The 21,071-nt window shown below is 64.4% G+C and carries 20 protein-coding genes; 11 read left to right on the top strand and 9 right to left on the bottom strand.

What is annotated here, in order from left to right; genetic code table 11:
* Positions 1-99: 99 nt before the first annotated feature.
* Complete coding sequence (locus ACQP2U_RS36680; RefSeq protein ID WP_433711734.1) at positions 100-1,227, top strand: glycosyltransferase; 1,128 nt, start codon at positions 100-102, stop codon at positions 1,225-1,227.
* A 190-nt stretch (positions 1,228-1,417) separates the two neighbouring features.
* Positions 1,418-3,019: a dolichyl-phosphate-mannose--protein mannosyltransferase gene (locus ACQP2U_RS36675; RefSeq protein ID WP_433711733.1), complete on the top strand. Its 1,602-nt coding sequence runs from the start codon at positions 1,418-1,420 to the stop codon at positions 3,017-3,019.
* Between the two features lie 3 nt (positions 3,020-3,022).
* Here ACQP2U_RS36675 and ACQP2U_RS36670 read toward each other — a convergent pair whose 3' ends face one another.
* Both ACQP2U_RS36670 and arcA read right to left on the bottom strand, forming a co-directional pair.
* Positions 3,023-3,382: a GntR family transcriptional regulator gene (locus ACQP2U_RS36670; protein WP_433716706.1), complete on the bottom strand. Its 360-nt coding sequence runs from the start codon at positions 3,380-3,382 to the stop codon at positions 3,023-3,025.
* A gap of 7 nt (positions 3,383-3,389) precedes the next feature.
* Positions 3,390-4,706: an arginine deiminase gene (gene arcA, locus ACQP2U_RS36665; protein WP_397037212.1), complete on the bottom strand. Its 1,317-nt coding sequence runs from the start codon at positions 4,704-4,706 to the stop codon at positions 3,390-3,392.
* Between the two features lie 110 nt (positions 4,707-4,816).
* Between arcA and soxR the strand changes: the two genes are divergently transcribed.
* Entirely contained in the window at positions 4,817-5,302 is a 486-nt protein-coding gene (soxR, locus tag ACQP2U_RS36660; RefSeq protein WP_397037214.1) for a redox-sensitive transcriptional activator SoxR, read from the top strand.
* Here soxR and ACQP2U_RS36655 read toward each other — a convergent pair.
* The 4 genes from ACQP2U_RS36655 to ACQP2U_RS36640 all read right to left on the bottom strand — a co-directional run bounded on the left by ACQP2U_RS36655 (position 5,271) and on the right by ACQP2U_RS36640 (position 8,229).
* Positions 5,271-6,149 carry an SDR family oxidoreductase gene (locus ACQP2U_RS36655; protein ID WP_433711732.1) on the bottom strand — a complete coding sequence of 293 codons (879 nt, stop codon included), beginning with the start codon at positions 6,147-6,149 and terminating at the stop codon, positions 5,271-5,273. The two genes, soxR and ACQP2U_RS36655, sit on opposite strands and share 32 nt — an antisense overlap.
* Positions 6,150-6,216: 67 nt before the next feature.
* Positions 6,217-7,410: a hypothetical protein gene (locus ACQP2U_RS36650; RefSeq protein WP_433711731.1), complete on the bottom strand. Its 1,194-nt coding sequence runs from the start codon at positions 7,408-7,410 to the stop codon at positions 6,217-6,219.
* Positions 7,411-7,416: 6 nt separating this feature from the next.
* On the bottom strand, positions 7,417-7,923 hold the full coding sequence (locus ACQP2U_RS36645) for a hypothetical protein (RefSeq protein ID WP_433711730.1): 507 nt from the start codon (positions 7,921-7,923) through the stop codon (positions 7,417-7,419).
* Positions 7,924-7,977: 54 nt separating this feature from the next.
* Positions 7,978-8,229 (bottom strand): hypothetical protein, encoded by a 252-nt coding sequence (locus tag ACQP2U_RS36640; RefSeq protein WP_433711729.1) that lies wholly within the window; start codon positions 8,227-8,229, stop codon positions 7,978-7,980.
* Between the two features lie 788 nt (positions 8,230-9,017).
* Between ACQP2U_RS36640 and ACQP2U_RS36635 the strand changes: the two genes are divergently transcribed.
* The 3 genes from ACQP2U_RS36635 to ACQP2U_RS36625 all read left to right on the top strand — a co-directional run bounded on the left by ACQP2U_RS36635 (position 9,018) and on the right by ACQP2U_RS36625 (position 12,179).
* Positions 9,018-10,151, top strand: coding sequence for a helix-turn-helix domain-containing protein (locus ACQP2U_RS36635; RefSeq protein WP_433711728.1), 1,134 nt, complete (start codon positions 9,018-9,020; stop codon positions 10,149-10,151).
* Between the two features lie 330 nt (positions 10,152-10,481).
* The gene (gene rsmI, locus ACQP2U_RS36630; RefSeq protein ID WP_397037209.1) at positions 10,482-11,339 is read left to right on the top strand and encodes a 16S rRNA (cytidine(1402)-2'-O)-methyltransferase; all 858 of its coding nucleotides are present in this window, start codon (positions 10,482-10,484) and stop codon (positions 11,337-11,339) included.
* A gap of 87 nt (positions 11,340-11,426) precedes the next feature.
* Positions 11,427-12,179: an isocitrate lyase/PEP mutase family protein gene (locus tag ACQP2U_RS36625; RefSeq protein WP_433711727.1), complete on the top strand. Its 753-nt coding sequence runs from the start codon at positions 11,427-11,429 to the stop codon at positions 12,177-12,179.
* A 185-nt stretch (positions 12,180-12,364) separates the two neighbouring features.
* On the opposite strand, the gene metG is transcribed toward ACQP2U_RS36625, so the two are convergent.
* A complete protein-coding gene (gene metG / locus ACQP2U_RS36620) occupies positions 12,365-13,951 on the bottom strand; it encodes a methionine--tRNA ligase (protein ID WP_433716705.1) in 1,587 nt (528 codons plus the stop codon).
* 145 nt (positions 13,952-14,096) lie between these two features.
* Here metG and ACQP2U_RS36615 point away from each other — a divergent pair, with 145 nt between their 5' ends.
* The 3 genes from ACQP2U_RS36615 to rsmA all read left to right on the top strand — a co-directional run bounded on the left by ACQP2U_RS36615 (position 14,097) and on the right by rsmA (position 17,170).
* On the top strand, positions 14,097-14,924 hold the full coding sequence (locus ACQP2U_RS36615) for a TatD family hydrolase (RefSeq protein WP_433711725.1): 828 nt from the start codon (positions 14,097-14,099) through the stop codon (positions 14,922-14,924).
* A 205-nt stretch (positions 14,925-15,129) separates the two neighbouring features.
* Positions 15,130-16,257, top strand: a complete 1,128-nt coding sequence (locus ACQP2U_RS36610) for a transglycosylase family protein (RefSeq protein ID WP_433711724.1) — start codon at positions 15,130-15,132, stop codon at positions 16,255-16,257.
* Between the two features lie 31 nt (positions 16,258-16,288).
* Positions 16,289-17,170 (top strand): 16S rRNA (adenine(1518)-N(6)/adenine(1519)-N(6))-dimethyltransferase RsmA, encoded by an 882-nt coding sequence (gene rsmA / locus ACQP2U_RS36605; RefSeq protein WP_433711723.1) that lies wholly within the window; start codon positions 16,289-16,291, stop codon positions 17,168-17,170.
* 1,052 nt (positions 17,171-18,222) lie between these two features.
* On the opposite strand, the gene ACQP2U_RS36600 is transcribed toward rsmA, so the two are convergent.
* Positions 18,223-18,429 carry a heavy-metal-associated domain-containing protein gene (locus tag ACQP2U_RS36600; RefSeq protein WP_397037199.1) on the bottom strand — a complete coding sequence of 69 codons (207 nt, stop codon included), beginning with the start codon at positions 18,427-18,429 and terminating at the stop codon, positions 18,223-18,225.
* Positions 18,430-18,583: 154 nt separating this feature from the next.
* Positions 18,584-19,189 (bottom strand): TetR/AcrR family transcriptional regulator, encoded by a 606-nt coding sequence (locus ACQP2U_RS36595; protein WP_433711721.1) that lies wholly within the window; start codon positions 19,187-19,189, stop codon positions 18,584-18,586.
* 76 nt (positions 19,190-19,265) lie between these two features.
* Between ACQP2U_RS36595 and ACQP2U_RS36590 the strand changes: the two genes are divergently transcribed.
* Both ACQP2U_RS36590 and ACQP2U_RS36585 read left to right on the top strand, forming a co-directional pair.
* The gene (locus tag ACQP2U_RS36590; protein WP_433711720.1) at positions 19,266-20,030 is read left to right on the top strand and encodes an SDR family oxidoreductase; all 765 of its coding nucleotides are present in this window, start codon (positions 19,266-19,268) and stop codon (positions 20,028-20,030) included.
* Positions 20,031-20,106: 76 nt separating this feature from the next.
* Complete coding sequence (locus ACQP2U_RS36585; RefSeq protein WP_433711718.1) at positions 20,107-21,042, top strand: 4-(cytidine 5'-diphospho)-2-C-methyl-D-erythritol kinase; 936 nt, start codon at positions 20,107-20,109, stop codon at positions 21,040-21,042.
* The last annotated feature ends 29 nt before the right edge of the window (positions 21,043-21,071 follow it).

The following is a 21,071-nucleotide window of genomic DNA, read 5'->3' as shown; positions in this document are numbered from 1 at the left end:
TGCGCCGTCGTACCCGTTAGCAGGGTCTTTCACGGGTGTTCATGCGGTGTTGGGCGCATCGGTTCCAGGGGGAACCCGATTGGCTGCACGATCGGCGATGTGCGCATCGTGCAACTGGCGAACTTCTACGGTCCGCGGTCGGGTGGGCTGCGCACCGCATTACATCATCTGGGCGAGGGGTATGTGGCCGCCGGGCACGAGGTGGTGCTGATCGTGCCAGGACCTCGCCGGACCGAGGAGATCCTGCCAACCGGTGCCGTGCGGATAACCCTGCCTGCCTTGGCGATTCCGTGGACCGGTGGTTATCGGGCGGCGGATCCGCGCCGAGTGGCCGATGTGCTGGCCGGATTGCGTCCGGACGTGCTCGAGGTTTCGGATCGGCTGACGCTGCGAGGGTTCGGACGCTGGGCGCGCACCAGGGACGTGGCGAGCGTGATGATCTCGCACGAGCGCCTTGACCGACTGCTGGGCCAGGTCATGCCAGGGCCGGTGGCCCGCCGATGCGCCGATATCGCCAACCGGCGCACCGCCGACGACTACGACATCGTGGTTTGCACGACGGAATTCGCGCGCGCGGAGTTCCTGCGCATCGATGCGCCCAATGTCGAACTGGTGCCGCTCGGAGTGGATCTGGAGCTGTTCAGCCCGCGCCGCCGCGACTATCGCTTGCGCGCCGATCTCGGCGTGCCCGGGCATCCGCTGCTCGTGCATTGTGGGAGATTGTCGGTGGAGAAGCGGGTCGATCGCAGCATCGAGGCCATCGGCGCGCTGCGCGAGGCAGGCGTCGAGGCGCGGCTGGTCGTCGCGGGGGAGGGGCCGCGGCGCGAAGCCTTGGAGCGTCGCGCCCGTGCGCTACCGCCACTGACCGGTGGGCTGCCCGCAGTGCACTTCACCGGATTCATCACCGACCGGGCCATGGTGGCGAAACTGCTTGCCACCGCCGATGTTTCGCTGGCACCCGGCCCGCACGAAACCTTCGGCCTCGCCGCGCTGGAGGCTTTGGCCGCAGGCACGCCGGTCGTGGCCAGCCGATCCTCGGCGCTCGCCGATATCGTCACCGCCGAATGCGGCGCGGTCGCCGCCGATCGCCCGTCCGCCTTCGCTCGAGCCGTCACCGATGTGCTCGCGATGCCGACCATCGGTCGTCGGAGGGCAGCGCGCAGCCGAGCGGAGCAGTTCACCTGGCCCAGGGCGGTCGCGGGGATGCTTGCGGTGCTCGGGCGGTAACTCCGAGCGTTCTTAGCCGGACTCCTCGGCCGCTTCGGCGGTAGTGGCAGTCATCGCATACTCCGACGCCACACCGAGACCACAGGCGATACTCACGGAAAAACCCGTGAATGCAGTTCAGGGTGTGATTCGCGCTGCGGCGCGCTCACCGGTGCGGGTCACGGCGGCGCGCACAGCATACGATCGGGGCGTGACCCAGGTGACCGACCAGCGCGCGACCATAGCCGGCGCCCTGCCCTCTTGGTCGAGCCCCGCGCCCCTGCGTCCATCGCCCGACTTCGGGCCGCTCGACAAGCTCCAGGGGTGGGTGGTCACCGCGGTACTCACCGCGATCGCGGCGTTGACGCGGTTTATCATGTTGGACTATCCAACCGACGCCTACACCCCGGTCTTCGACGAGAAGCATTACGCGCCGCAGGCCTGGCAGGTCCTCACCGGCGGCGGCGTCGAGGACAACCCCGCATACGGACTGGTGGTACATCCCCCGATCGGCAAACAGCTGATCGCGGTGGGCGAGTGGATGTTCGGCTACAACGGCTGGGGTTGGCGATTCAGCGCGGCGCTGGCGGGCACGATCCTGGTACTGCTGGTCATCCGGATCGTGCGCCGGATGGCGCGCTCCACCATGGTCGGCGCGATCGCGGGCATTCTGCTGATCGCCGACGGACTGACCTTCGTCTCCTCGCGCATCGGCATGCTCGACATCTTCATGGGGGTGCTGGTCACCGCTGCCTTCGGCTGTCTGATCGTGGACCGCGACGAGGTCAGGGCCCGAATCGCCGAGGTGGACTACGAGGGTCGCACCAATGCGAGCGAATGGGGTCCGCGACTAGGAGTGCGCTGGTGGCGTTTCGGCGCCGGGCTACTGCTCGGACTCTCCTGCGGCACAAAGTGGTCCGGGATGTACTTCATCCTCGCATTCGGACTCATGAGCGTCTATTTCGACGTCTCAGCGCGGCGCGCCTACGGGGTGCGACGGCCCTGGGTCGGCGCGGCGGTGCGCGATGTCGGGCCCGCGCTGTATTCGTTGGTGCTGATTCCGCTCGGGGTGTATTTGGCCAGCTACTGGGCCTGGTTCGCCAGTGAGGACGGTGTCTTCCGCTATGCGGTCGGCAATCAGGTCGGTCGCGACGGTCGGTGGTCGTTCCTGCCGAATGCGCTGCGCTCGCTGTGGTACTACAGCGGCGAAACGCTGCGCTTCCACGAGGGTCTGACCAATTCGGCCGGTAACCATCACCCCTGGGAATCCAAGCCGTGGACCTGGCCGATGGGGCTGCGGCCGATGCTCTACTACTACGCCGACACCGGCGTCACCGGCTGCGGTCAGACCCAGTGCGTGAAGGCGGTGATGCTGATCGGTACCCCGGCGATCTGGTGGATCGCCTTCCCGGTGCTGGGCTGGATGCTGTGGCGCAGTGTGGTCCGTCGCGACTGGCGCTATGCGGCGGTGCTCACCGGGTACGGAGCCGGGCTCATTCCCTGGTTCTTCACCCTCGATCGGCAGATGTACTACTTCTATGCGGTACCGCTGGCGCCGTTCCTGGTGATGGGGATCGCGCTGGCGTGCGGCGATATCCTCGGCCCGGCCCGATCGGTACGAATACCGCGAAGTCCGGCGGGCACCTATCTGCCCGCCGTGCCGAGTGAACGGCGCAGCCTCGGACTGCTCGCGGTCTGCATCTACCTCGGCCTGGTGATCGCGAATTTCATCTGGCTCTGGCCGATTCTGACCGCGCTGCCGATCACTCCCGGCAACTGGCACGACCATCTGTGGCTGCCCAGTTGGCGCTGATGACTAACCCTCCAGAGCCGACCTGACGTACTGCAGGGCCGCCTCGTCATCGAGACCGAGTCGTCGAATGGCGGCGACGTAATCGGTCGCGGCGCGGCCCGCCAGATCCTTGGTCGGATCACCGGAGGATGCGATGAAAGATCCTTGTCTGCCCCGGGTTTCGACCACCCCATCGGCCTCGAGTTCCCGATACGCCCGAGCGACCGTATTCGGCGCGAGTCCGAGTTGCGCGGCCAGAGCTCGCACCGTCGGAATCCTCGTCCCCGCCGTCAACTCACCCGAGCGCACCTGCGCGATGACACCGAGGCGCAGCTGCTCGTAGGGCGGTATCGAGGAATCGTGGGTCACGGTAATGGTGAACATCACACGCTCACACGTCATCGCGGGACAGCGGGCAGGACATGCAGCGCGGTCCACCACGGCCGGAACCCAATTCGGAGCCAGGTATGCGCAGCACCTCGATACCAGCGTCCTCGAGCCGCGTATTGGTCATATCGTTGCGCTCGTAGGCGACGACCACGCCGGGCGCGAGCGCCAGGGTGTTGTTGCCGTCGTCCCACTGCTCGCGTTCGGCGGTGACCCCGTCGAGTCCGGTATCGATGACCCGCAGTTTGCCGATGCCCATCGCCTCCGCGGCCGCCGCCAGAAACGGATCGGGGCCGCGCATACTCACCCGCGCCTGATCGTTGCGGCCGCCGCCGAAATCGGCATCCGACTCCGCGTCCTCGCGATGAATCGTGAACGCACACAGCGAATCCCGCACCGCCGGATACATCACGATGGCATCGGTGTCGACCATGGTGCAGACGGTGTCCAGATGCATGGTCGCGCGACTCTGGGCGATCGGGACGACCAGCACGGTGTGCGCGAGATTGTCGTCGAACAGACTGCGCGCCAACGCTTCCGCGCCCGCGGGCGAGGTGCGCTCACCGACACCGACCGCGACCACCCCCGGCGCGAGCAACAGCACATCACCGCCCTCGATCGGCGCGGTATGCGATTCGTAGGCCCGCCGCACGCCGAGGAAGCGCGGATGGAATGCGTAGATGAGATCGGTCAGCGAGGTCTCGCGCATCCGGGCGGGCAGGGCGAGTGAGGTGATCGCCACCCTCGGACCGACCCAGAATGACGAATCCCTGGTGAACAGCAGATTCGGCAGCGGATCGATGACGAAATCCGCGCCGTGGTGCATGCGCCGCACCAGTGAGGTGTTATCGCCTTCGAAGGGCAGTTCGTCGAAGGTCATCCCGGCCATGAGGATATTGGCAAGATCCCTGGCCCGAACGCCGCGCAGGAAGGCCGCGAGCTCGTCGGCCAGCATATGCCCGAGTTTGCGCGCGTCGACGGCGCCGGAGATGCCCTGGATGCGGGCCGCGCCGCTGACCGAGAGGGTTTCGGCGAGTAGATCGGCGAGTAGCAGCACCTCGACGCCGCGCTCACGCAGCACACCGGAGAAGATGTCGTGCTCCTGCTGCGCCCGCTCGACCCACGGAATGCCGTCGAAGAGCAGTTGATCGTTATTGCGCGGCGTCAGCCGCCGCAATTCGTCGCCGGGCCGGTGCAGCAGCACCGTGCGCAAGGTGCCGACCTCCGAGGTAACCGCCAGTCGACCGCCCGGCTCGCCGACACCATCGAACCCATCGTCGGCACCGCCATCGTGCCCCGCCCGCACCGCGTCTGCTGCCATGATCCGACCGTAGTTCGCCGAGGGCGTAAGAGCACGCAATTGGCTGTCTTCCGATTCCGACTCCAGCACACCCTAACCTGAAGTATTGTTCAGGTGAATGGAGGAGCGTGATGTCGACAACCGATTGGCGAGCGAAGGAGCTGACCCCCGGGCAGCTGTCCGAGCGTAGCGGAGTAGCGGTCTCCGCGTTGCACTTCTACGAACGCGAGGGTCTCATTTCGAGTCGTCGCACCAGTGGAAATCAACGCAGATACGCGCGCGAAACGCTGCGTCGCGTCGCCTTCATCCGCATCTCCCAGCGGGTCGGCATTCCATTGAGCGAAATCCGGGCGGCACTGGACAAACTCCCCGAGGGCCGCACCCCAACTCGGCGCGACTGGGAGACGCTGTCCACCGCATGGCAGGCCGACCTCGACGACCGCATCACCCAGCTGACTCGCCTGCGCGACAACCTGACCGGCTGCATCGGCTGCGGCTGCCTGTCACTCGGCAGCTGCCGTTTGGTCAATGAACACGACCGCCTCGGCGAACAGGGTCCGGGCGCCCGCGTGCTCGATGTGACGCTCAACTGCCCATCGAAGCCAGCAACCTGCTGAACCGATCGCTGGTGCGGCGAATCACGAATTCGTAGGGGTAGGCGAATTTGCGAGCCCACCAATAGCCGAAGCGGATATCGAAGGAGGTGTAGACGAGGAACCGATTGCGCTCGATACCCCGAAGGATCGCCGCCGCAACATGTTCCGGCGATGCGGCGTGCTTGGTGAACGCCGTGGTGAGTCGCTTTATCCTCGGGTCCTCCCTGTCCACGCCGACCAGCTCGACGCTCTGCACCAGCGGTGTGTTCACCGCGCCGGGCACCACCAGATGCACCGAAATATCATGGCGCCGCAAATCGACTCGCAAAACCTCGGAGACGCCGCGGATACCGAATTTGCCCGCGCTGTAGGCGGCATGCCATGGCAGCGCGAGGATTCCGGCCGCCGAAGAGACATTCACCAGTGCCCCACCGCGTTTCGCCCGGACCATCGGCGGCACGAAGTTCTCGATCACATGGATCGGGCCCATCAGATTGACATCCACCATTTTGCGCCAGTGGCGATGCTCGAGGTTCTCGACGGTGCCCCAGGCAGAGGTGCCCGCGATATTCATGACGATATCGAGGCTGCCGAATTCGGCGTGCACATCGGTGGCGAAGGCGGTGACCGCGTCGTAGTCGGTGATATCCAGGGCACGTGCGGCGAGCACGGTACCGCCCGCCTCCTTGATGGTGCGAACCGTATCCTCGAGGCCCTCGGCATTGATATCGGTCAGCACCAGTTCGGCATCCCCAGCCGCGGCCGCCAGGGCGGTCGCCCGGCCGATTCCACTCGCCGCCCCGGTGACAAGCACCTTCGCATCCCGCACTGTCTTCCTGCGCCCACGACCAAGCACACCGGATCCCATCTCGAATAGGCCGAATCGGTTGCACGCAGGGTACGCGGCAACAGTGACCTTCCGGCGCCTGACTCGCTTATGTCTGATGTGGATCGCGTCCCAGACCACGCAAACGTTCACGCTCGGCTACACGTTCGCGTTCCCTGCTAGCTTCTCGGGCGCGGTGCTCGTTGTGGTCGTGTTCGCGTGCTCTGGGCTGCTCTCCGGGCTGTATTCGCCCGATTTCCAGCACGCGCATGACTTCCCGCGGAACACCTTCCCGTACGGCACGCTCATGGACCTTGCGTACTTGTTCGCGCTGTTTCTCGATAGCCTCCCGTTCGATCCGCTCTTTGTCTTCACGGGCGAGGGTAGAGCCGATGTTTCCAAGCTCGTGCGTTACGTCTCTGCGCTTATCCTCGTGGTTCTGTTCTATGAGTCGTTCCGTTTCTTGGGCGTGTTCGCGCCCTAGTCCGGCGTCGCGAACCATATCCCGAGCCTTGGCGCGTTCTATTTCGCGGATATCTGCGAGGTCTTTGGTCAAGCGCGTGTGCGATTCGCGTAGCTTATCGATTTCCAGCGCCTGGCCTTTTTCGCGCGGCTCGGCAATCTTCCGCGCCTCTGTCACATGTTCGCGGAACTGTTCGCGTTTCTCGTTCAACTCTCTCGCGCTGACACTCCGCGCCAACGCTCTATCGCGTGCTCGTTGTTCTCGCTCTGCGATCCGCGCCCGGTCGTCGCGCGCTCTTTCTTGCTGTCGCTCCGCCCGTTTCCTCTCCTGCTGCTCGCGCGCTTGCTCGCGAACGCCGGGCAATTCAAGTTGTGGGGCCGATTCTCTTTCCAGACCTCGTGCCCAAATCTCGCGGGCATCACTGCGCGAGATAATCTGGTGCGTGAACTTATCCGGGAAATCGCGGGCCAGGCCATCGATCAATTCCCGGCATTCTTTCGAGATCGACTCGCCCTGAACCGAACGCAGTGTATGATGATTGATCTCGCCCCGGTCGAGAAGGTCCCGAACTCCTCTGAGCTGCTTTTCGTCCTTTCGTCCTTCGATTCGACCGGACTTTTCCTCGATTGAATCGGCGCGACTGCGATCATGCTCATTCCTGATCTTGTCGAACTGAATTCGTTCTACGCGCCCGCCTTTTTCTCGAAACTCATATTTGCGCGATCCCCGGGTGTATCCTTTCTCGTGGTCACGAAAGAATTTGTCGGTGCCGTTTTCGAAAATCCTGCCGCGCTCATGAGGTTCGAAATCGCCACGATCCCTGCCGTAGCCGTCACTCATTGGGGCCTACATCAGATTGTAGTATTTCCTGCGTAAGTCGTCGGTGATGTGAATGAAGCCGTCACCATACTCAACATTGTGATGAATCATCGAATCGATATACTCGAATACCGAAGACTCATCGTCGTCACCATCGTAATCCACGTACCGCAACGCCGGATTCACGCCGCCGTCATAAAACGATTTATCGGGACCATAGGCGGTGTGATCGACCCATTCGCCATCCACATACTTTTCGAAACATGCGCCTATAAAGCAGATGAACGCGTCGGTCATGTCCTGATTTTCCGGCAGGTACGGCGTGTCCGAATCCGGAAATAATTCCCGGCAAATATCGTTCAGTCGGTGCAGGTCCGGGGAATCAGCAGGCCACAACTTAGGCGGAAGGCGATCAACCCCCGCATGCAAGAGAAACTTACGCACCTGCGCCGCGCGTCGGTCCGGATCGACCCACTTGCCCCATGGGGTCTGTTCGACTTCGAAATCCAGACCCAGTTGTTCATCGTTCCCCATGCAGATGCCTCCGGTCTTCTCGTTCGCTGCCCGTATCCGAGTGAGTGTCCCATCTCATTGTTCGTCGATATCGTGAACACCCGTCGGCTGGATAGTGATTGAGTCGGCCTTGTCCAGCTCGGCGTCCGTATCGGAGACCCAGCCGTCCTCAATCCGGCTCAGTGACCCGTCCGCAGCTTGGTAGATCGGGTCACTGTCGGTGGGGGCAAGCGCGAGCTTGCATTGAGTGTCTTCGTGAAAGGCGGCGAGAAGCGCCCGCACAGACGGCGCGATTTTCTGCGAACGAGACGGAACGAGGTCGGACAAAGTCTACTCCCCCAACGGATTTGGAAGATCGATTGTACTGAGGAGAACGGCCCAGTAGTCATCGCGCACGACGTTCCACAGGTCTTCGTGCTGCGGAAGCATCTCCCGAGCGTCAGCCAAATCCGGATACGCGTCGAACATGATCGTTCCCGGTTGCGCTCCGTAGAGCGGCGTTTTCGATGGCACGCGGTAAGCAGTGAAATGCTCAGTAGGAAACTGTACGTGCAGGACACGCGGCATACGGCCTGCCAACTGCCACACAGCGATCTTGCGACCGTCCTCGGTTTGCGTTGTCCGCAGCCCATCTCGGCGCATTACGCGCCCCCGTTGGTGCGCCCGATGCCCGGGGACTCAACACTTCGGTAGCGGGGCGATTCATCTGGGTCCGTCGGGGAAGCCCACAAATTCATCGCCACAGAAAAGAGCGCGATCACTTCGACGGATGGCGGTTGCCAGCCTTCGACCTCGGGCCGGGGTGGGCCGACGAACGGGTTTCGGTGCGGAAGATCTTTCGCAGTCATGGTCTGGACCCCCTAGTTGCTGCGGTTTGGTAGGCACCCGATGACGGGGACTACGACGTGCCAGTCGGTTCAACCGGCACCGGGTACCGGCTTCAACCATGTCGTGTAGCGCCGCGTGAGGAGCAGTGGCAACGACCGTGGCATTTAGGTACCGGGCGTTGGTTCTCCTCGCAGTTGCGACACCGGGTAGTGGCATCGGGGGTGGCATCCGTGCCACGGGAGGGCATACGCCTTTCCTCTTAGCGCGGAGGCGGGAATGATCGAAGTATGAGCAGCGGGACCGGCGACCTGATACGCCAACTTCGCTTGGCCAAGGGCTGGTCTCAGGGAAGGCTTGCCGATGAACTGTGCAAGGCATCTGGTGCCAACATCAGCCGTGAGTACATTTCCCGGCGTTGGGAGTCCAACGCCATGGAGCCCTCAGCGTTTTGGTTGCGTCATCTAGCGGCGGTACTGGATTGCCCTCGCGAGTTGTTGGAGGCGAACGTGAACCGTCGCGAATTCCTCAGCCACTTAGCCGCCACATCGGTAGCGCCCGTAGTGGCATCTGACCTATTGGCACAAGGTTTCTCGGCGCGGTTGAGTCCGCACAGGCCAGGTATCGAGGCTTGGGAAGACAAGCTTGTCACGTACGGCCACGACTACATGAGCGTGGGAGCCGCTGAGATCCAACGTCGGTTGGCGGCAGACATGATCGTGCTTCAACAACAGTTGGACGCACCGGGGATGTGGTCCGTTGCTGCACGCCTGATGACGCTGTACGCCAAGACCTTCCCGGGTAGTGATGGCCGCAAGGCGATCAACTGGTATTCGATGGCAGCTGAAGCGGCTGACCGGTCAGAGGACACCGTTATCCGGGTTTGGGTCCGTGGTCGAGCGGCAATCGCGCTCGGCTATGAAGGTGCCGCTCTGCCAGTTGCTCATCGGTTCGCGAATGAGGCTCTAGCGATCAGCGACCGGCCGAGCTTGGGCCGGCTCAATGCTTTGTGGGGAAAGGCGCACGCCGCTGCGATCCAAGGTGATCGAAAAGCCGCGCGTGTACTGATCGATACGGGCCGAAGAGAATTCGACCGGTCCGGGTCGGATGACCAGGCCAGCGACTACGCGGTTCCCTGGTGGCGTGTGAACGTCTTCCTGTCGCTGCTAGCGGCCCGTATGGGCGACGAACGAACCGCCGTGGCGGCCCAACAGGCAGCCAGGGCCGATCTTCCGGATTCGTTACCACGGTTTCGCACACACCTGGACATGCACCAAGGGTTGATGCTGGTGCGAGATGGCGACCGGGCCGAGGGTGTGAAACTGGCGCGAGCGGCATTGGATACCCTACCACCGGAAAAGCACTCGCTCACGCTGCGGATGCTGATGGACGAGATCACGGGACCTGGGAAGCCCTGTACCTAACCGGGTAGCTGCCCCGCAGGCGCAGTGGTCAATCGCCTATGCCCGCAGCGGGAACCGGGCGCGGCGCACCGTGAGATTGCGCCAGCGTCATGGCGTAGGAGCGTAGCTGCGCTGACACTCTCATACTCCCTGTTAGGAAGATCGTTAGAAGAGGGGATGTAAAACTAGACAATCGAGTATGCGAGGGCTCGATGCCGAGATCGACCCGACACGGCGGCGCATTGTCCTAATCGGTATGGCGGTCGAACCCAGGGCATATCGGGTCCGGCCGCACTGTGCCGATACGCTGCGTTGGGAACGGGATGATGCGGTCAACCGGACAGGAGTCGTGTGGCGGACCAGGTGGGTCGATTGGTGCTCGCGGCGACGCCGATGGGTGAGGTCGGTGATGCCTCACAGCGGCTACGCGAGGCGCTCGGCTCCGCCGATATCGTCGCGGCCGAGGACACCCGGCGCACCCGTGCCCTGGCAAAGGCCCTGGACGTGGCGATCACCGGGCGGGTCCTTCGTTTCGATGACCACGTGGAGTCGGCGAAGATTCCCGCGCTGCTCGATGACATCGAAAGCGGCCGCACGGTACTGCTGGTGACCGATGCGGGCATGCCGTCGGTGAGCGATCCTGGCTATCGCATGGTGGTGGCCTGTGTGGAGCGTCAACTGCCGGTCACCTGCCTGCCGGGACCGTCGGCGGTGACCACCGCCCTGGCGCTGTCCGCGCTTCCGGTGGAGCGCTTCTGCTTCGACGGATTCGCACCGCGTAAATCCGGTCAGCGTCGAGAGTGGTTGCGCACCTTGCTCACCGAGCCGCGCGCCTGCGTATTCTTCGAGGCGCCGCACCGGCTCGCCGACTGCTTGGCCGATGCGGTCGAAGTGCTCGGCCCGGACCGGCGGGCCGCGGTCTGCCGGGAACTGACCAAGACCTACGAGGAAGTCGTGCGCGGCAATCTCGGCGAACTCGCCGCTTGGGCGGTCGATGGGGCGCGCGGTGAAATCACCGTCGTCCTCGAAGGCGCCCAACCTGTCGCGGCCGATCCCGCCGATCTGGTCGACCAGGTGGAATCGCTGACCGCCGAGGGTATTCGCCTCAAGGACGCGTGCGCCCAGGTGGCCGCCGCGACCGGTGTTTCCCGCCGCGAACTGTACGACGCGGTGCTGACCGCACGCCGCGACGGCGGTGACAGTTCCTAGCGCGACTCGCCATCGCCGACACTCCCGGGCAGCCGGATGGGGAGTGTCATAGTGCTATCGATCACGGGCGCGACGATGATCGATGTCATGACCTCTTTGGAAAGCAAGGCGAAGGCGTTTCTCGAATTGCACGTGCCGGGCGATCCCGGTGTCTTTCCGACGGTGTGGGATGCGTGGTCGGCGAATGTCGCTGTCGCGGCGGGATTCTCGGCGCTGACCCTGGGCAGTCATCCGGTCGCCGATTCGGTCGGGCGCAGCGATAAGGAAGGGATGACGTTCACGGAGCTGTTGACCCGCGTCCGGCAGATCACCGGCGCGGTCGACGTTCCGGTCTCGGTCGACATCGAATCCGGTTACGGGCTCGAGCCCGCGCAGCTGATCGAGGGGCTGCTGGATGCGGGTGCGATCGGCCTCAATGTCGAGGACACGGTGCACAGCGAGGGCGGCCGGTTGCGCACGCCGGAGGAGCATGCCGATTTCGTGCGCGGTTTGCGGCAATTCGCCGACGCGGCGGGCGTGCACGTGGTGATCAATGCGCGCACCGACCTGTTCATGCGTGAGGACGGTGACGCGAGCGACCGCGTCGATCGCGCCATCGCGCGCCTGCGGCTGGCCGCAGCGGCGGGTGCGGATTCGCTGTTCCCGGCGGGTCGGCACTCCGATACCGATATGCGCAGGTTGACCAGCGAATTGCCGCTGCCGATCAGCGTTGTCGGGCTGCCCGATAAGTCGGATAAGGCCGTCTTCGCCGAACAGGGCGTCGGCCGCATCACTTTCGGCCCCATGCTGCAGTGGGCGCTGACCGCCGAGATCAATCGGCTGCTCGACCGCTGGAAGTAGTTCCTGGAAGCTCGGCAGAACCTGAAGCGCTACCGCTTTATCGGCGGTAGCGCTTCAGTGATCTTCGTGTTTCAGCGGCGCCATTGAGCTCGGTCAGCAGATCGTCCGGGCACAACTCCTAGTGGTCACCCCAGCAGCAGTCTTGCTATCCCGGATGCGGTAGCTCATGCTACATCTTCTATTGATTACTTCTTCGGCTCCACGTAGCGGGGGTAGACCGCTTCGGGCTCCGGCAGCGGGGTGCCGGGGACCAGCGAGGTCGGGATATCAGCGAACGAACGGTTCTGCGTGGCAAGCAGATCCAGGATCTTGCCCGCAGATTCCGGCATGACCGGCTGCACCAGAATCGCCACGATGCGCAGCAGTTCTATGGTCACATACAGCACCGTCGCCTCGCGGGCCAGTGACTCCTCGGTGCCGGCCTTGGCCAGCGCCCATGGCGCTTCCGCGGAGAAGTAGCGGTTGGCCTCACCGAGCGTCAACCAGATCGCCTCCAGCGCCAAATGCATTTGCTGGGCGTCGAATTCGGTGCGGCAGTGCTCCAAAAGACCATTGGCGCGGTCGAGCAGTGCGCGATCAGCCTCGGTGAATTCGCCCGGCGTCGGCACCACGCCGCCGCAGTCGCGCGCGACCAGCTTCAGGCTGCGCTGCACCAGATTTCCGAATTCATTGGCCAGATCGGTATTGACCCGACCGACGATCGCCTCGTGGCTGTAGCTGCCGTCCTGACCGTAGGAGATCTCGCGCAGCAAGAAGAAGCGCACCGCGTCGACGCCGTATTCGTCGACCAGCGCGAGCGGGTCGACCACATTGCCGACCGACTTGGACATCTTCTCGCCCTTGTTGTACAGGAACCCGTGCACGAAAACGCGTTTCGGCAATTCGATCCCGGCCGACATCAGGAACGCGGGCCAGTACACGGTGTGGAACCGGGTGATGTCCTTACCGATGATGTGCACATCGGCGGGCCAGAAGCGCTGGAACGCAACCGATTCCGTCTCCGGGAAACCTACGCCGGTGATGTAGTTGGTGAGCGCGTCCACCCATACGTACATCACATGATCGGGATGGCCGGGTACCGGCACGCCCCAGTCGAAGGTGGTGCGTGAAATGGACAGGTCCTTCAGACCCGCCTTCACATAACTCACCATCTCGTTGCGAGCCGTTGCGGGCGCGATGAATTCGGGATGTTCGTCGTAGAGCGCGAGCAGCTTGTCCTGGTAGTTCGACAGCCGGAAGAAGTAGTTCGACTCCTCGGTCCAGGTGACCGGCGTCTTCGACTCGGTCGAGATCCGGGTGTCGTCCTCGAGCAGTGTCGTTTCTTCCTCGGTGTAGAAAGCCTCGTCGCGTACCGAGTACCAGCCCGAGTAGTTGTCCAGGTAGATATCGCCGTTGGCGAGCATCCGCTCCCAGATCGCGGCACTGGCCACCTGATGGTCGTCATCAGTGGTGCGGATGAAGCGGTCGTAGGAGATGTCGAGTGTCTTGTCCAACGCCTCGAACACATCCGAGTTGCGCGCGGCGAGCTCCTCCACCGGCACCCCCTCGGCGACCGCGGTCTGCTGCATCTTCTGCCCGTGCTCATCGGTGCCGGTCATGAAGAAGACGTCATAACCGTCGAGCCGCTTGAAGCGGGCGAGGGCGTCGGCCGAGATGTACTCGTACGCATGCCCGATGTGCGGCGCACCATTCGGGTATGCGATGGCCGTTGTGATGTAGAAGGCGGGGCGGTCAGCTGCGGTCATGGTGCATCTACTGTAATGCGCGTGGATTCTGACGCTCACGTGAATATCCCCCGAGGTGATGGCCGCCGTCGCGCGCCCGCGTTCTGGTGCGCCGGAGTCTGCCGATGAGCGAGCGAACGATATCTCAGCGCCCGGCGGGCGCGATGGAGCCGAGCGTCGGCGAGGCGGAGTCGTGAGCACCAAACGACCCGCGCCCGAGCTGCCGGAACCGCTCGCGCCGCTGGTGGACGCGCATACCCATCTGGATGCCTGCGGGGCGAGCGATGCGAAGTCGACCGCCGTGATCGTGGACCGGGCGGCCTCGGTCGGGGTCGGCCAGGTGGTGACTGTCGCCGACGATTTGGCCGCGGCACAGTGGGCCGTGCAGGCCGCGAACTGGGATCGACGGGTCTTCGCCGCCGTGGCGCTGCATCCGACGCGGGCGAATGCGCTCGATGACGTGGCCAAGGCCGAACTGGAGCGTTTGGCCACCGACCCGCGCGTGGTGGCGATCGGCGAAACCGGTCTGGATTACTACTGGCCGGGCAAGTTGGCGGGCTGCGCCGATATCGAGGATCAGGTCGAAGGCTTCCGCTGGCATATCGACCTGGCCAAACGGCTGCGCAAACCGCTGATGATCCACAATCGCGAGGCGGACCACGATCTGCTGACCGTACTGCTGGACGAAGGCGCTCCGGAAACCGTGATCTTCCATTGCTTCTCCTCGGACACCAATATGGCGATGGCGTGCGTGGCGGAGGGCTACATCCTCAGCTTCGCGGGCACCGTGAGTTTCAAGAATGCGCATGAATTGCGCGAGGCCGCCAAGGTGGTACCCGATGAGCAGATCTTGGTGGAAACCGATGCGCCGTATCTCACGCCGCATCCATTCCGTGGCGCTCCCAACGAATCGTATTGCCTTCCCTACACGGTGCGTGCCCTAGCGGAATTGCGCGAACAAGATGCTGTGGTCCTCGCCGAAATCACCACAGCCAACGCCCGCCGCATCTACGGCATCTGAATTCCGGACCCGGTCTAATCGCGAGTGGGTTCGCAATTTCACCTGATCTTGTTTCACATTTGGCCAGCGGGTGTGTTCTAGGTCACTCCGGTCGGCCTATTTTGTGATTTACCTGCGGCGTCGATATCCCTTTGTAATATTGATACCCGAGATTCGTAACACTACGGTTGTCGACCGCTGACCCCTTCGTTATCGTACTGTGATCATGTCTCCATTCTCGAGGATCAACCAGTCCCGCTCGCCGCTGCTGTACGCGGCGGTCGCGGCGCTGCTGGTGACGCTGATCGTCGGTGCCGCGATGGCAATCGTCAACCGCAAGACGGTCACGGTCGTCGTGGACGGTGAGCAGATGACGCAGACCACCATGTCACGCAACGTCAGTGGAGTGCTGAAGGCCGCGGGTTTCGATGTGAACGATCGCGACCTGGTCCGGCCCGCGCTGGCCGCGGCGATTACCGATGGTGCGACCATCACCTACAACCGGGCACGCGAGGTCGCGATCTCGCTGGACGGCAAGGCCGAGAAGGTGTGGTCGACGGGTCTGACCGCGGGCGATGTGGTCGACCAACTGCATCTGCCCCGCGAGGTATTCGTTTCCCCGGCGCGCAACGAGAGGTTGCCGCTCGAAGGCGCCGCGCTGCAGATCGCCAGCCCGCGTTCGGTATCGCTGCTCGATGGCATCGGCAATCCGGTCGATGTTCGCCTGGCCGCGCCGACCGTCGGTGAGTTCCTTGCAGTCGCGGGAATTCCGCTGATCGAGCAGGACAGCGTCTCGCCCGCCGCGACCACGCCGCTCACCGATGGGCTGCGGATCGTGGTCACCCGCCAGCGGGTCGAGAACAAGGTCGAGACGGTGCCGCTGGATCCGTCGGAGGATGTGATCGAGGATCCGACGCTGAATATGAGCCGGACCGTGGTGGAGAGCCAAGGTGCACCCGGCCTGCAGGACGTGACGTTCGCGGTCACCATGGTCAACGGCCAGGAGGTCAGTCGGCGGCAGATCGCCTCCAATGTGAAGGTGGCGGCTCAGCCGAAGACCGTCCGCAAGGGCGCCAAGCCCGGCACCGAGGTGCCGCCGGTGCGCGACGGCGATATCTGGGATGCACTGGCCCGCTGCGAATCCACCGGTAACTGGGGCATCAATACCGGCAACGGGTACTACGGGGGTATCCAATTCGACCAGGGCACCTGGGAACGCCAGGGCGGCCTCAAGTACGCCCCGCGGGCGGACCTGGCCACCCGCGAAGAACAGATCGCGATCGCCGAAGTGACTCGCGCCCGTCAGGGCTGGGGTGCATGGCCCGCGTGCACCAGTCGCCTGGGTATCGGCTGATAGCAGCGAGCGGGTTGATACCTTGTCGGGCGTGCCCGAACCCGATATTTCCGCTCGTGGGAGTGCTGCTTTGCTCGGACCCGCCGAGGTGCGGGCGCTGGCCGAGCGACTTGGCGTGCGGCCGACCAAGCAACTCGGACAGAACTTCGTGCACGACGGCAATACCGTGCGGCGGATTGTCGCGGCGGCCGGGGTGGGGCGCGGGGATACGGTGCTCGAGGTCGGGCCGGGACTCGGTTCGTTGACATTGGCGCTGCTCGATGTGGTGGATTCGGTTGTCGCGGTCGAGATCGATCCGGTACTGGCGAAACATCTTCCGGTGACCGTCGCGGATCGCGCGCCGGATCTGGCCGGGCAGTTGACCGTCGTGGAAGCCGATGCGCTCCGGGTTCGTGCGGACGACCTGCCCGCGGCACCAACGGCACTGGTGGCGAATCTGCCCTACAACGTCGCTGTGCCGGTGCTGCTGCATCTGCTCGCCGAATTGCCCAGCATCACAACCTCATTGGTGATGGTGCAGGCCGAGGTCGCGGACCGCCTCGCCGCCGAACCCGGCAGCCGCGTTTACGGCGTACCGAGCGTCAAGGCGGGCTTCTTCGGCACCGTGCGCCGCGCGGGCGCGGTGGGCACCCAAGTGTTCTGGCCGGTGCCCCGCGTCGAGTCCGGGCTGGTCCGCGTCGAGCGCTATGCCGAACCGCCCTGGCCAATGGATGAGGCGCATCGCCGCCGCGTCTTCGGGGTCGTCGATGCCGCCTTCGCTCAGCGCCGCAAAACCCTCCGCGCCGCCCTCGCCAATTGGGCGGGTTCCCCTGCCGAAGCGGAGCGCAGGCTGGTCGCCGCCGGAATCGCCCCGGCCGCCCGCGGCGAAACCCTGGACACCGCAGCCTTCGTCCGCCTCGCCGCCCAGGCGTAACTCGCGTCGCGGCGGCATGTTTCGCCAGGTTGCCATGAGATATCGACCCGCTCGGGTGCTGCCTTGCTTTCCCGCCGTAACTTCGCCCGGGCGGCGTCGACTGGCTGCCATCGGATTTCGGTCTGCCGCCGCTGTGAATGATCAGCTGGACTGGTCGGTTTCTGTTGCTGGTGAGGCGCGATCGTGCACCGCGTTATCCGGCCGGCTCGCTTGCCGGAGTATCGCCGAAGTGAAACAGATTGTGGATAACGAACTTTTGCCTTGTTGGGCCGCGAAACCGGATTCATGTGCTGCGGCAATCAATTCATGCGTGTCGTCACAGTCTGCGTGTCGAATGGAAAATGCAGGTCAACGCACCGAATGTCAGCTCGGCGACGCGCTGGTCGGCGTATGCGGTCAGGGGTGACCGCCAACCGAATGGTGTCCACCATCGGATGTGGATGGTGCTGTGGATGATTCGATGCGCGCGGTGAACTCGGCGGTATGCACCACGCCCCCGTGGGAGAAGTGTAGATACAGCCGAAATGCACCCGCACTCGGGGTCTGGGCATCGAAGCCGACCTCCGGACCCGCTGGGGTGCGACCGATTTCGTCCTGCGGATGATGTGCAGGTAGGCGAGGTCGTTGGCGGGCAAGAGCGCAGATGCGCGTACGCGCCGGGATACGGCTCGAGGTGTGCTACCGGCGCGCCGGTCACGGTGAAACGAGATCGCTGCTCGCAGTTCTCATAGCTCCCGCCATGCCTACTCGGTCTCCGTCCACCGCTGCCGTTCGGGATGCGAGTGGGAGTGGTTGCGGCTCAGTCCGTCCTGTAACTGTGACGGTGCGACTCGGAACCAGACCGCAGGGCCCCGCCCGGATTCGAATCCGCGGATGCGCTGAGGTCTGTCAGGGTGTAGCCGGATCGTGAATCCGGCAGCCCCGGTGCCCTTCGGGGGCGTGCCGTGGTTCGGTGTCGCCCCGTCGGATCCCCATCAGGGCTCGATACGGGATACGACACCGAACAGTGCGACGAGACCGCCGCCGACCGCGGCGAATCAGCCGGGCCTGCCTCAGACGGCGACTTCGTATCCCGCCTCGTCGACGGCGGCGACGATATCGGCGTCGGCGAGCGGGGCGGCGCTGTCCACCCGAACCGCACCGCTGGCGAGGTCGACGTCCACGCTGGTCACGCCATCGATCTTGCCGATCTCCGTCTTGACCGAGTTGACGCAGTGTCCGCAGGTCATCCCCGTGACGGTGTAAGTGCTCGTGGCCATCTCCGACTCCTTCGATCATACGGTGTGGGGGTATATCCCCGATGCATCGAACATACCCCCGCGGGGTATTGAACGCAAGTGTGAGTGCCCTGTCGTTCCGCGGGTTCGTTGACTAGTCGCTACGAACATCCGGATAGTTCCCGGCCCGGCTGACTCAGCCGCGAACGGCGGAAGGCCAACCGTGCATGGCCATTTCGGCAACCCGCTCCAATTCGGCGGGCCCTGCGCCGTCCCTGGCCGCCTGTGACATGCCCTGCATGACGGTGCTGACATACCGTGCGAGCGTCGCCGCATCGGTATCCGGTGGCAACAAGCCCGCATCGATATCGGCCTGGATGCGCTCGGTGAAAGCCGCCATATTCCGATTGCGAAGGGTGCGCAGCATTTCGGCGATCTCGGTGCTGGTGGTGTTGAGGCCCGCGCTGGTCACCAGGCAGCCGTGCGGGCAATCGGGGCGGGTGTACTCCGTCGCCGCCGCGCGCAGAATGCGGCGCACCACCGCTTCGGCGGTCGGCTCTTCGGTGAGCGCGCGTGGAATGAAGCTGCCATAGCGCGCACCGAAGACCTGCACCACCTCGTTGAACAGCGTCGCCTTATCGCCGAATGCGGCATACAGGCTCGGCGCGCCGATGCCCATCGTCGCGGTCAGATCGCCGATCGAGGTCGCCTCGTAACCGCGCTCCCAGAACAGCCACAGTGCCTTTTCCAGCGCGGCGTCGCGGTCGAACGAGCGGGGGCGCCCTCTGGCCGGTGCACTCATATCGTCATTTTATAGCGGTCATTAGAGAACGTGCTAACGTCCTTTCTGTAGTGACCGCTAGAGAAAGGGGCCCGTCATGGGTGCACAATCCAGCCGACTCGAGGGCAAGACCGCGCTGGTCACCGGTGCCAGCCGCGGCATCGGCCGGGCCATCGCGCAGCGACTTGGCGGGGAGGGCGCGCGCGTCGCCGTGCACTACAACGGCGACGAGCAGGCGGCGAAGGAAACCGTCGCGGCCATCGAGGCGGCGGGTGGTTCCGGCTTCGCGATCAAGGCCGAACTCGGTGTGTCCGGCGATGCGGCGGCGCTGTGGTCCGCATTCGACGCACACGCCGACGGCGTGGACGTCATTGTCAACAACGCGGGCATCGACGGCATCCGCGAACCGATCGGCGGCACCGATGAGGCCGCGTTCGACCGGGTCTTCGCCGTCAATGCGAAGGCGCCGTTCTTCGTCACCAAGTTGGGCCTGGATCGACTGCGCGACGGCGGCCGCATCGTCAATATCTCCACCGGCCTCACGCACGGGGCGAGAATGCCGCAGCTGATCGCCTACACGATGACCAAGGGTGCGATCGATACCTTCACCCAAACGCTGGCAAAGGAACTCGGCGCACGCGGTATCACGGTGAATGCCGTGGCGCCGGGTGTGATCGATACCGATATGAATGCCAACTGGTTGCGCAATAGTGAGACCGAGGCGTTGGTGGCGGGATGGTCGCCCTTGAATCGTGTCGGCCAGCCCGGTGATATCGCGGATATCACCGCCTTTCTCGCCTCCGACGATTCGCGGTGGGTTACCGGCCAGTGGATCGATGCCACCGGCGGGGCGCTGTTGTAACCGTCCGACGCATGGGCGGTGAATGTCTCATCTCGAGCTGAGCACCTGTCGTACCCACGGGATAGGCTTGAGCACCGTGTTGTCAGTTGTGCCAAGTCCCGTCATCGTGCGCGCGCCATCCAAGGTGAATCTGCACCTAGGCGTCGGTGACGTGCGGGCGGACGGCTATCACGATCTGACCACGGTGTTCCAAGCCCTCTCGCTCAGCGATGATCTGGAACTCGCGCCCGCCGCGTCGTTGACCGTGCAGGTCAGCGGCGAGGGCGCCGACGATGTACCGACCGATCGCACCAATTTGGTGTGGAAGGCCGCCGTGCGCGTCGCCCATCTGGCCGGCCGCGCGCCGCTGGTGGAAATCGCCATCAACAAGGGCATTCCGGTGGCCGGTGGCATGGCGGGCGGGAGTGCGGATGCCGCCGCGGCGCTGGTAGGCCTGAACGCACTCTGGGATGTCGGGTTGACTCGCGAAGAATTGTTAGCGGTCGCAACCGAACTCGGCAGCGATGTGCCGTTCGCGCTGCACGGTGGAACGGCGCTCGGCACCGGTCGGGGCGAGCGACTGCTTCCGGTGTTGTCCCGCAATACTTTTCACTGGGTGCTCGCGCTGGCCAAGGGCGGATTGTCCACGCCTGCGGTCTTCACCGAACTCGACCGACTACGCGAGCTCGGCAGTCCGCCCCGGCTGGGTGAGCCGCAGGCGCTGATGCAGGCGCTCGCCTCCGGTGACCCGAAACAACTTGCGCCCCTGCTGGGTAACGATTTGCAGGCCGCCGCGCTGTCGCTGAAGCCGGAGTTGCGGCGAACATTGCGCGCGGGCGTCGGTGCGGGGGCGCTGGCCGGGCTCGTCTCCGGCTCCGGTCCGACCTGCGCATTCCTCTGTGACAGCGAGGACGGCGCGGTGGCGGTCGCGGCCGAGCTCGCGGGTGCGGGCGTGTGCCGCAGCGTGCGCACCGCCAGCGGACCGGTATCCGGCGCTCGGGTCATCAGCAGCGGCACGCCCGGCAAGCGCTGACGGTTCGGCCTCGACCACTAGGTCGCGCC

Origin of the sequence: Nocardia sp. CA-084685 (assembly GCF_050955785.1) — a bacterium.
GTDB lineage: Bacteria > Actinomycetota > Actinomycetes > Mycobacteriales > Mycobacteriaceae > Nocardia.
This window is presented reverse-complemented; position numbering and strand designations above follow the sequence as displayed.

What these genes read in the sequence shown, in the direction of transcription:
- ACQP2U_RS36590 (WP_433711720.1), top strand. Translation starts at nt 19,266, where the DNA reads ATGGGTGCACAATCCAGCCGACTCGAGGGCAAGACCGCGCTGGTCACC.
- ACQP2U_RS36650 (WP_433711731.1), bottom strand. Translation starts at nt 7,410, where the DNA reads ATGAGTGACGGCTACGGCAGGGATCGTGGCGATTTCGAACCTCATGAG.
- ACQP2U_RS36670 (WP_433716706.1), bottom strand. Translation starts at nt 3,382, where the DNA reads ATGTTCACCATTACCGTGACCCACGATTCCTCGATACCGCCCTACGAG.
- soxR (WP_397037214.1), top strand. Translation starts at nt 4,817, where the DNA reads ATGTCGACAACCGATTGGCGAGCGAAGGAGCTGACCCCCGGGCAGCTG.
- ACQP2U_RS36655 (WP_433711732.1), bottom strand. Translation starts at nt 6,149, where the DNA reads ATGGGATCCGGTGTGCTTGGTCGTGGGCGCAGGAAGACAGTGCGGGAT.
- ACQP2U_RS36610 (WP_433711724.1), top strand. Translation starts at nt 15,130, where the DNA reads ATGTCTCCATTCTCGAGGATCAACCAGTCCCGCTCGCCGCTGCTGTAC.
- ACQP2U_RS36645 (WP_433711730.1), bottom strand. Translation starts at nt 7,923, where the DNA reads ATGGGGAACGATGAACAACTGGGTCTGGATTTCGAAGTCGAACAGACC.
- ACQP2U_RS36595 (WP_433711721.1), bottom strand. Translation starts at nt 19,189, where the DNA reads ATGAGTGCACCGGCCAGAGGGCGCCCCCGCTCGTTCGACCGCGACGCC.
- ACQP2U_RS36600 (WP_397037199.1), bottom strand. Translation starts at nt 18,429, where the DNA reads ATGGCCACGAGCACTTACACCGTCACGGGGATGACCTGCGGACACTGC.
- ACQP2U_RS36635 (WP_433711728.1), top strand. Translation starts at nt 9,018, where the DNA reads ATGAGCAGCGGGACCGGCGACCTGATACGCCAACTTCGCTTGGCCAAG.
- arcA (WP_397037212.1), bottom strand. Translation starts at nt 4,706, where the DNA reads ATGGCAGCAGACGCGGTGCGGGCGGGGCACGATGGCGGTGCCGACGAT.
- ACQP2U_RS36625 (WP_433711727.1), top strand. Translation starts at nt 11,427, where the DNA reads ATGACCTCTTTGGAAAGCAAGGCGAAGGCGTTTCTCGAATTGCACGTG.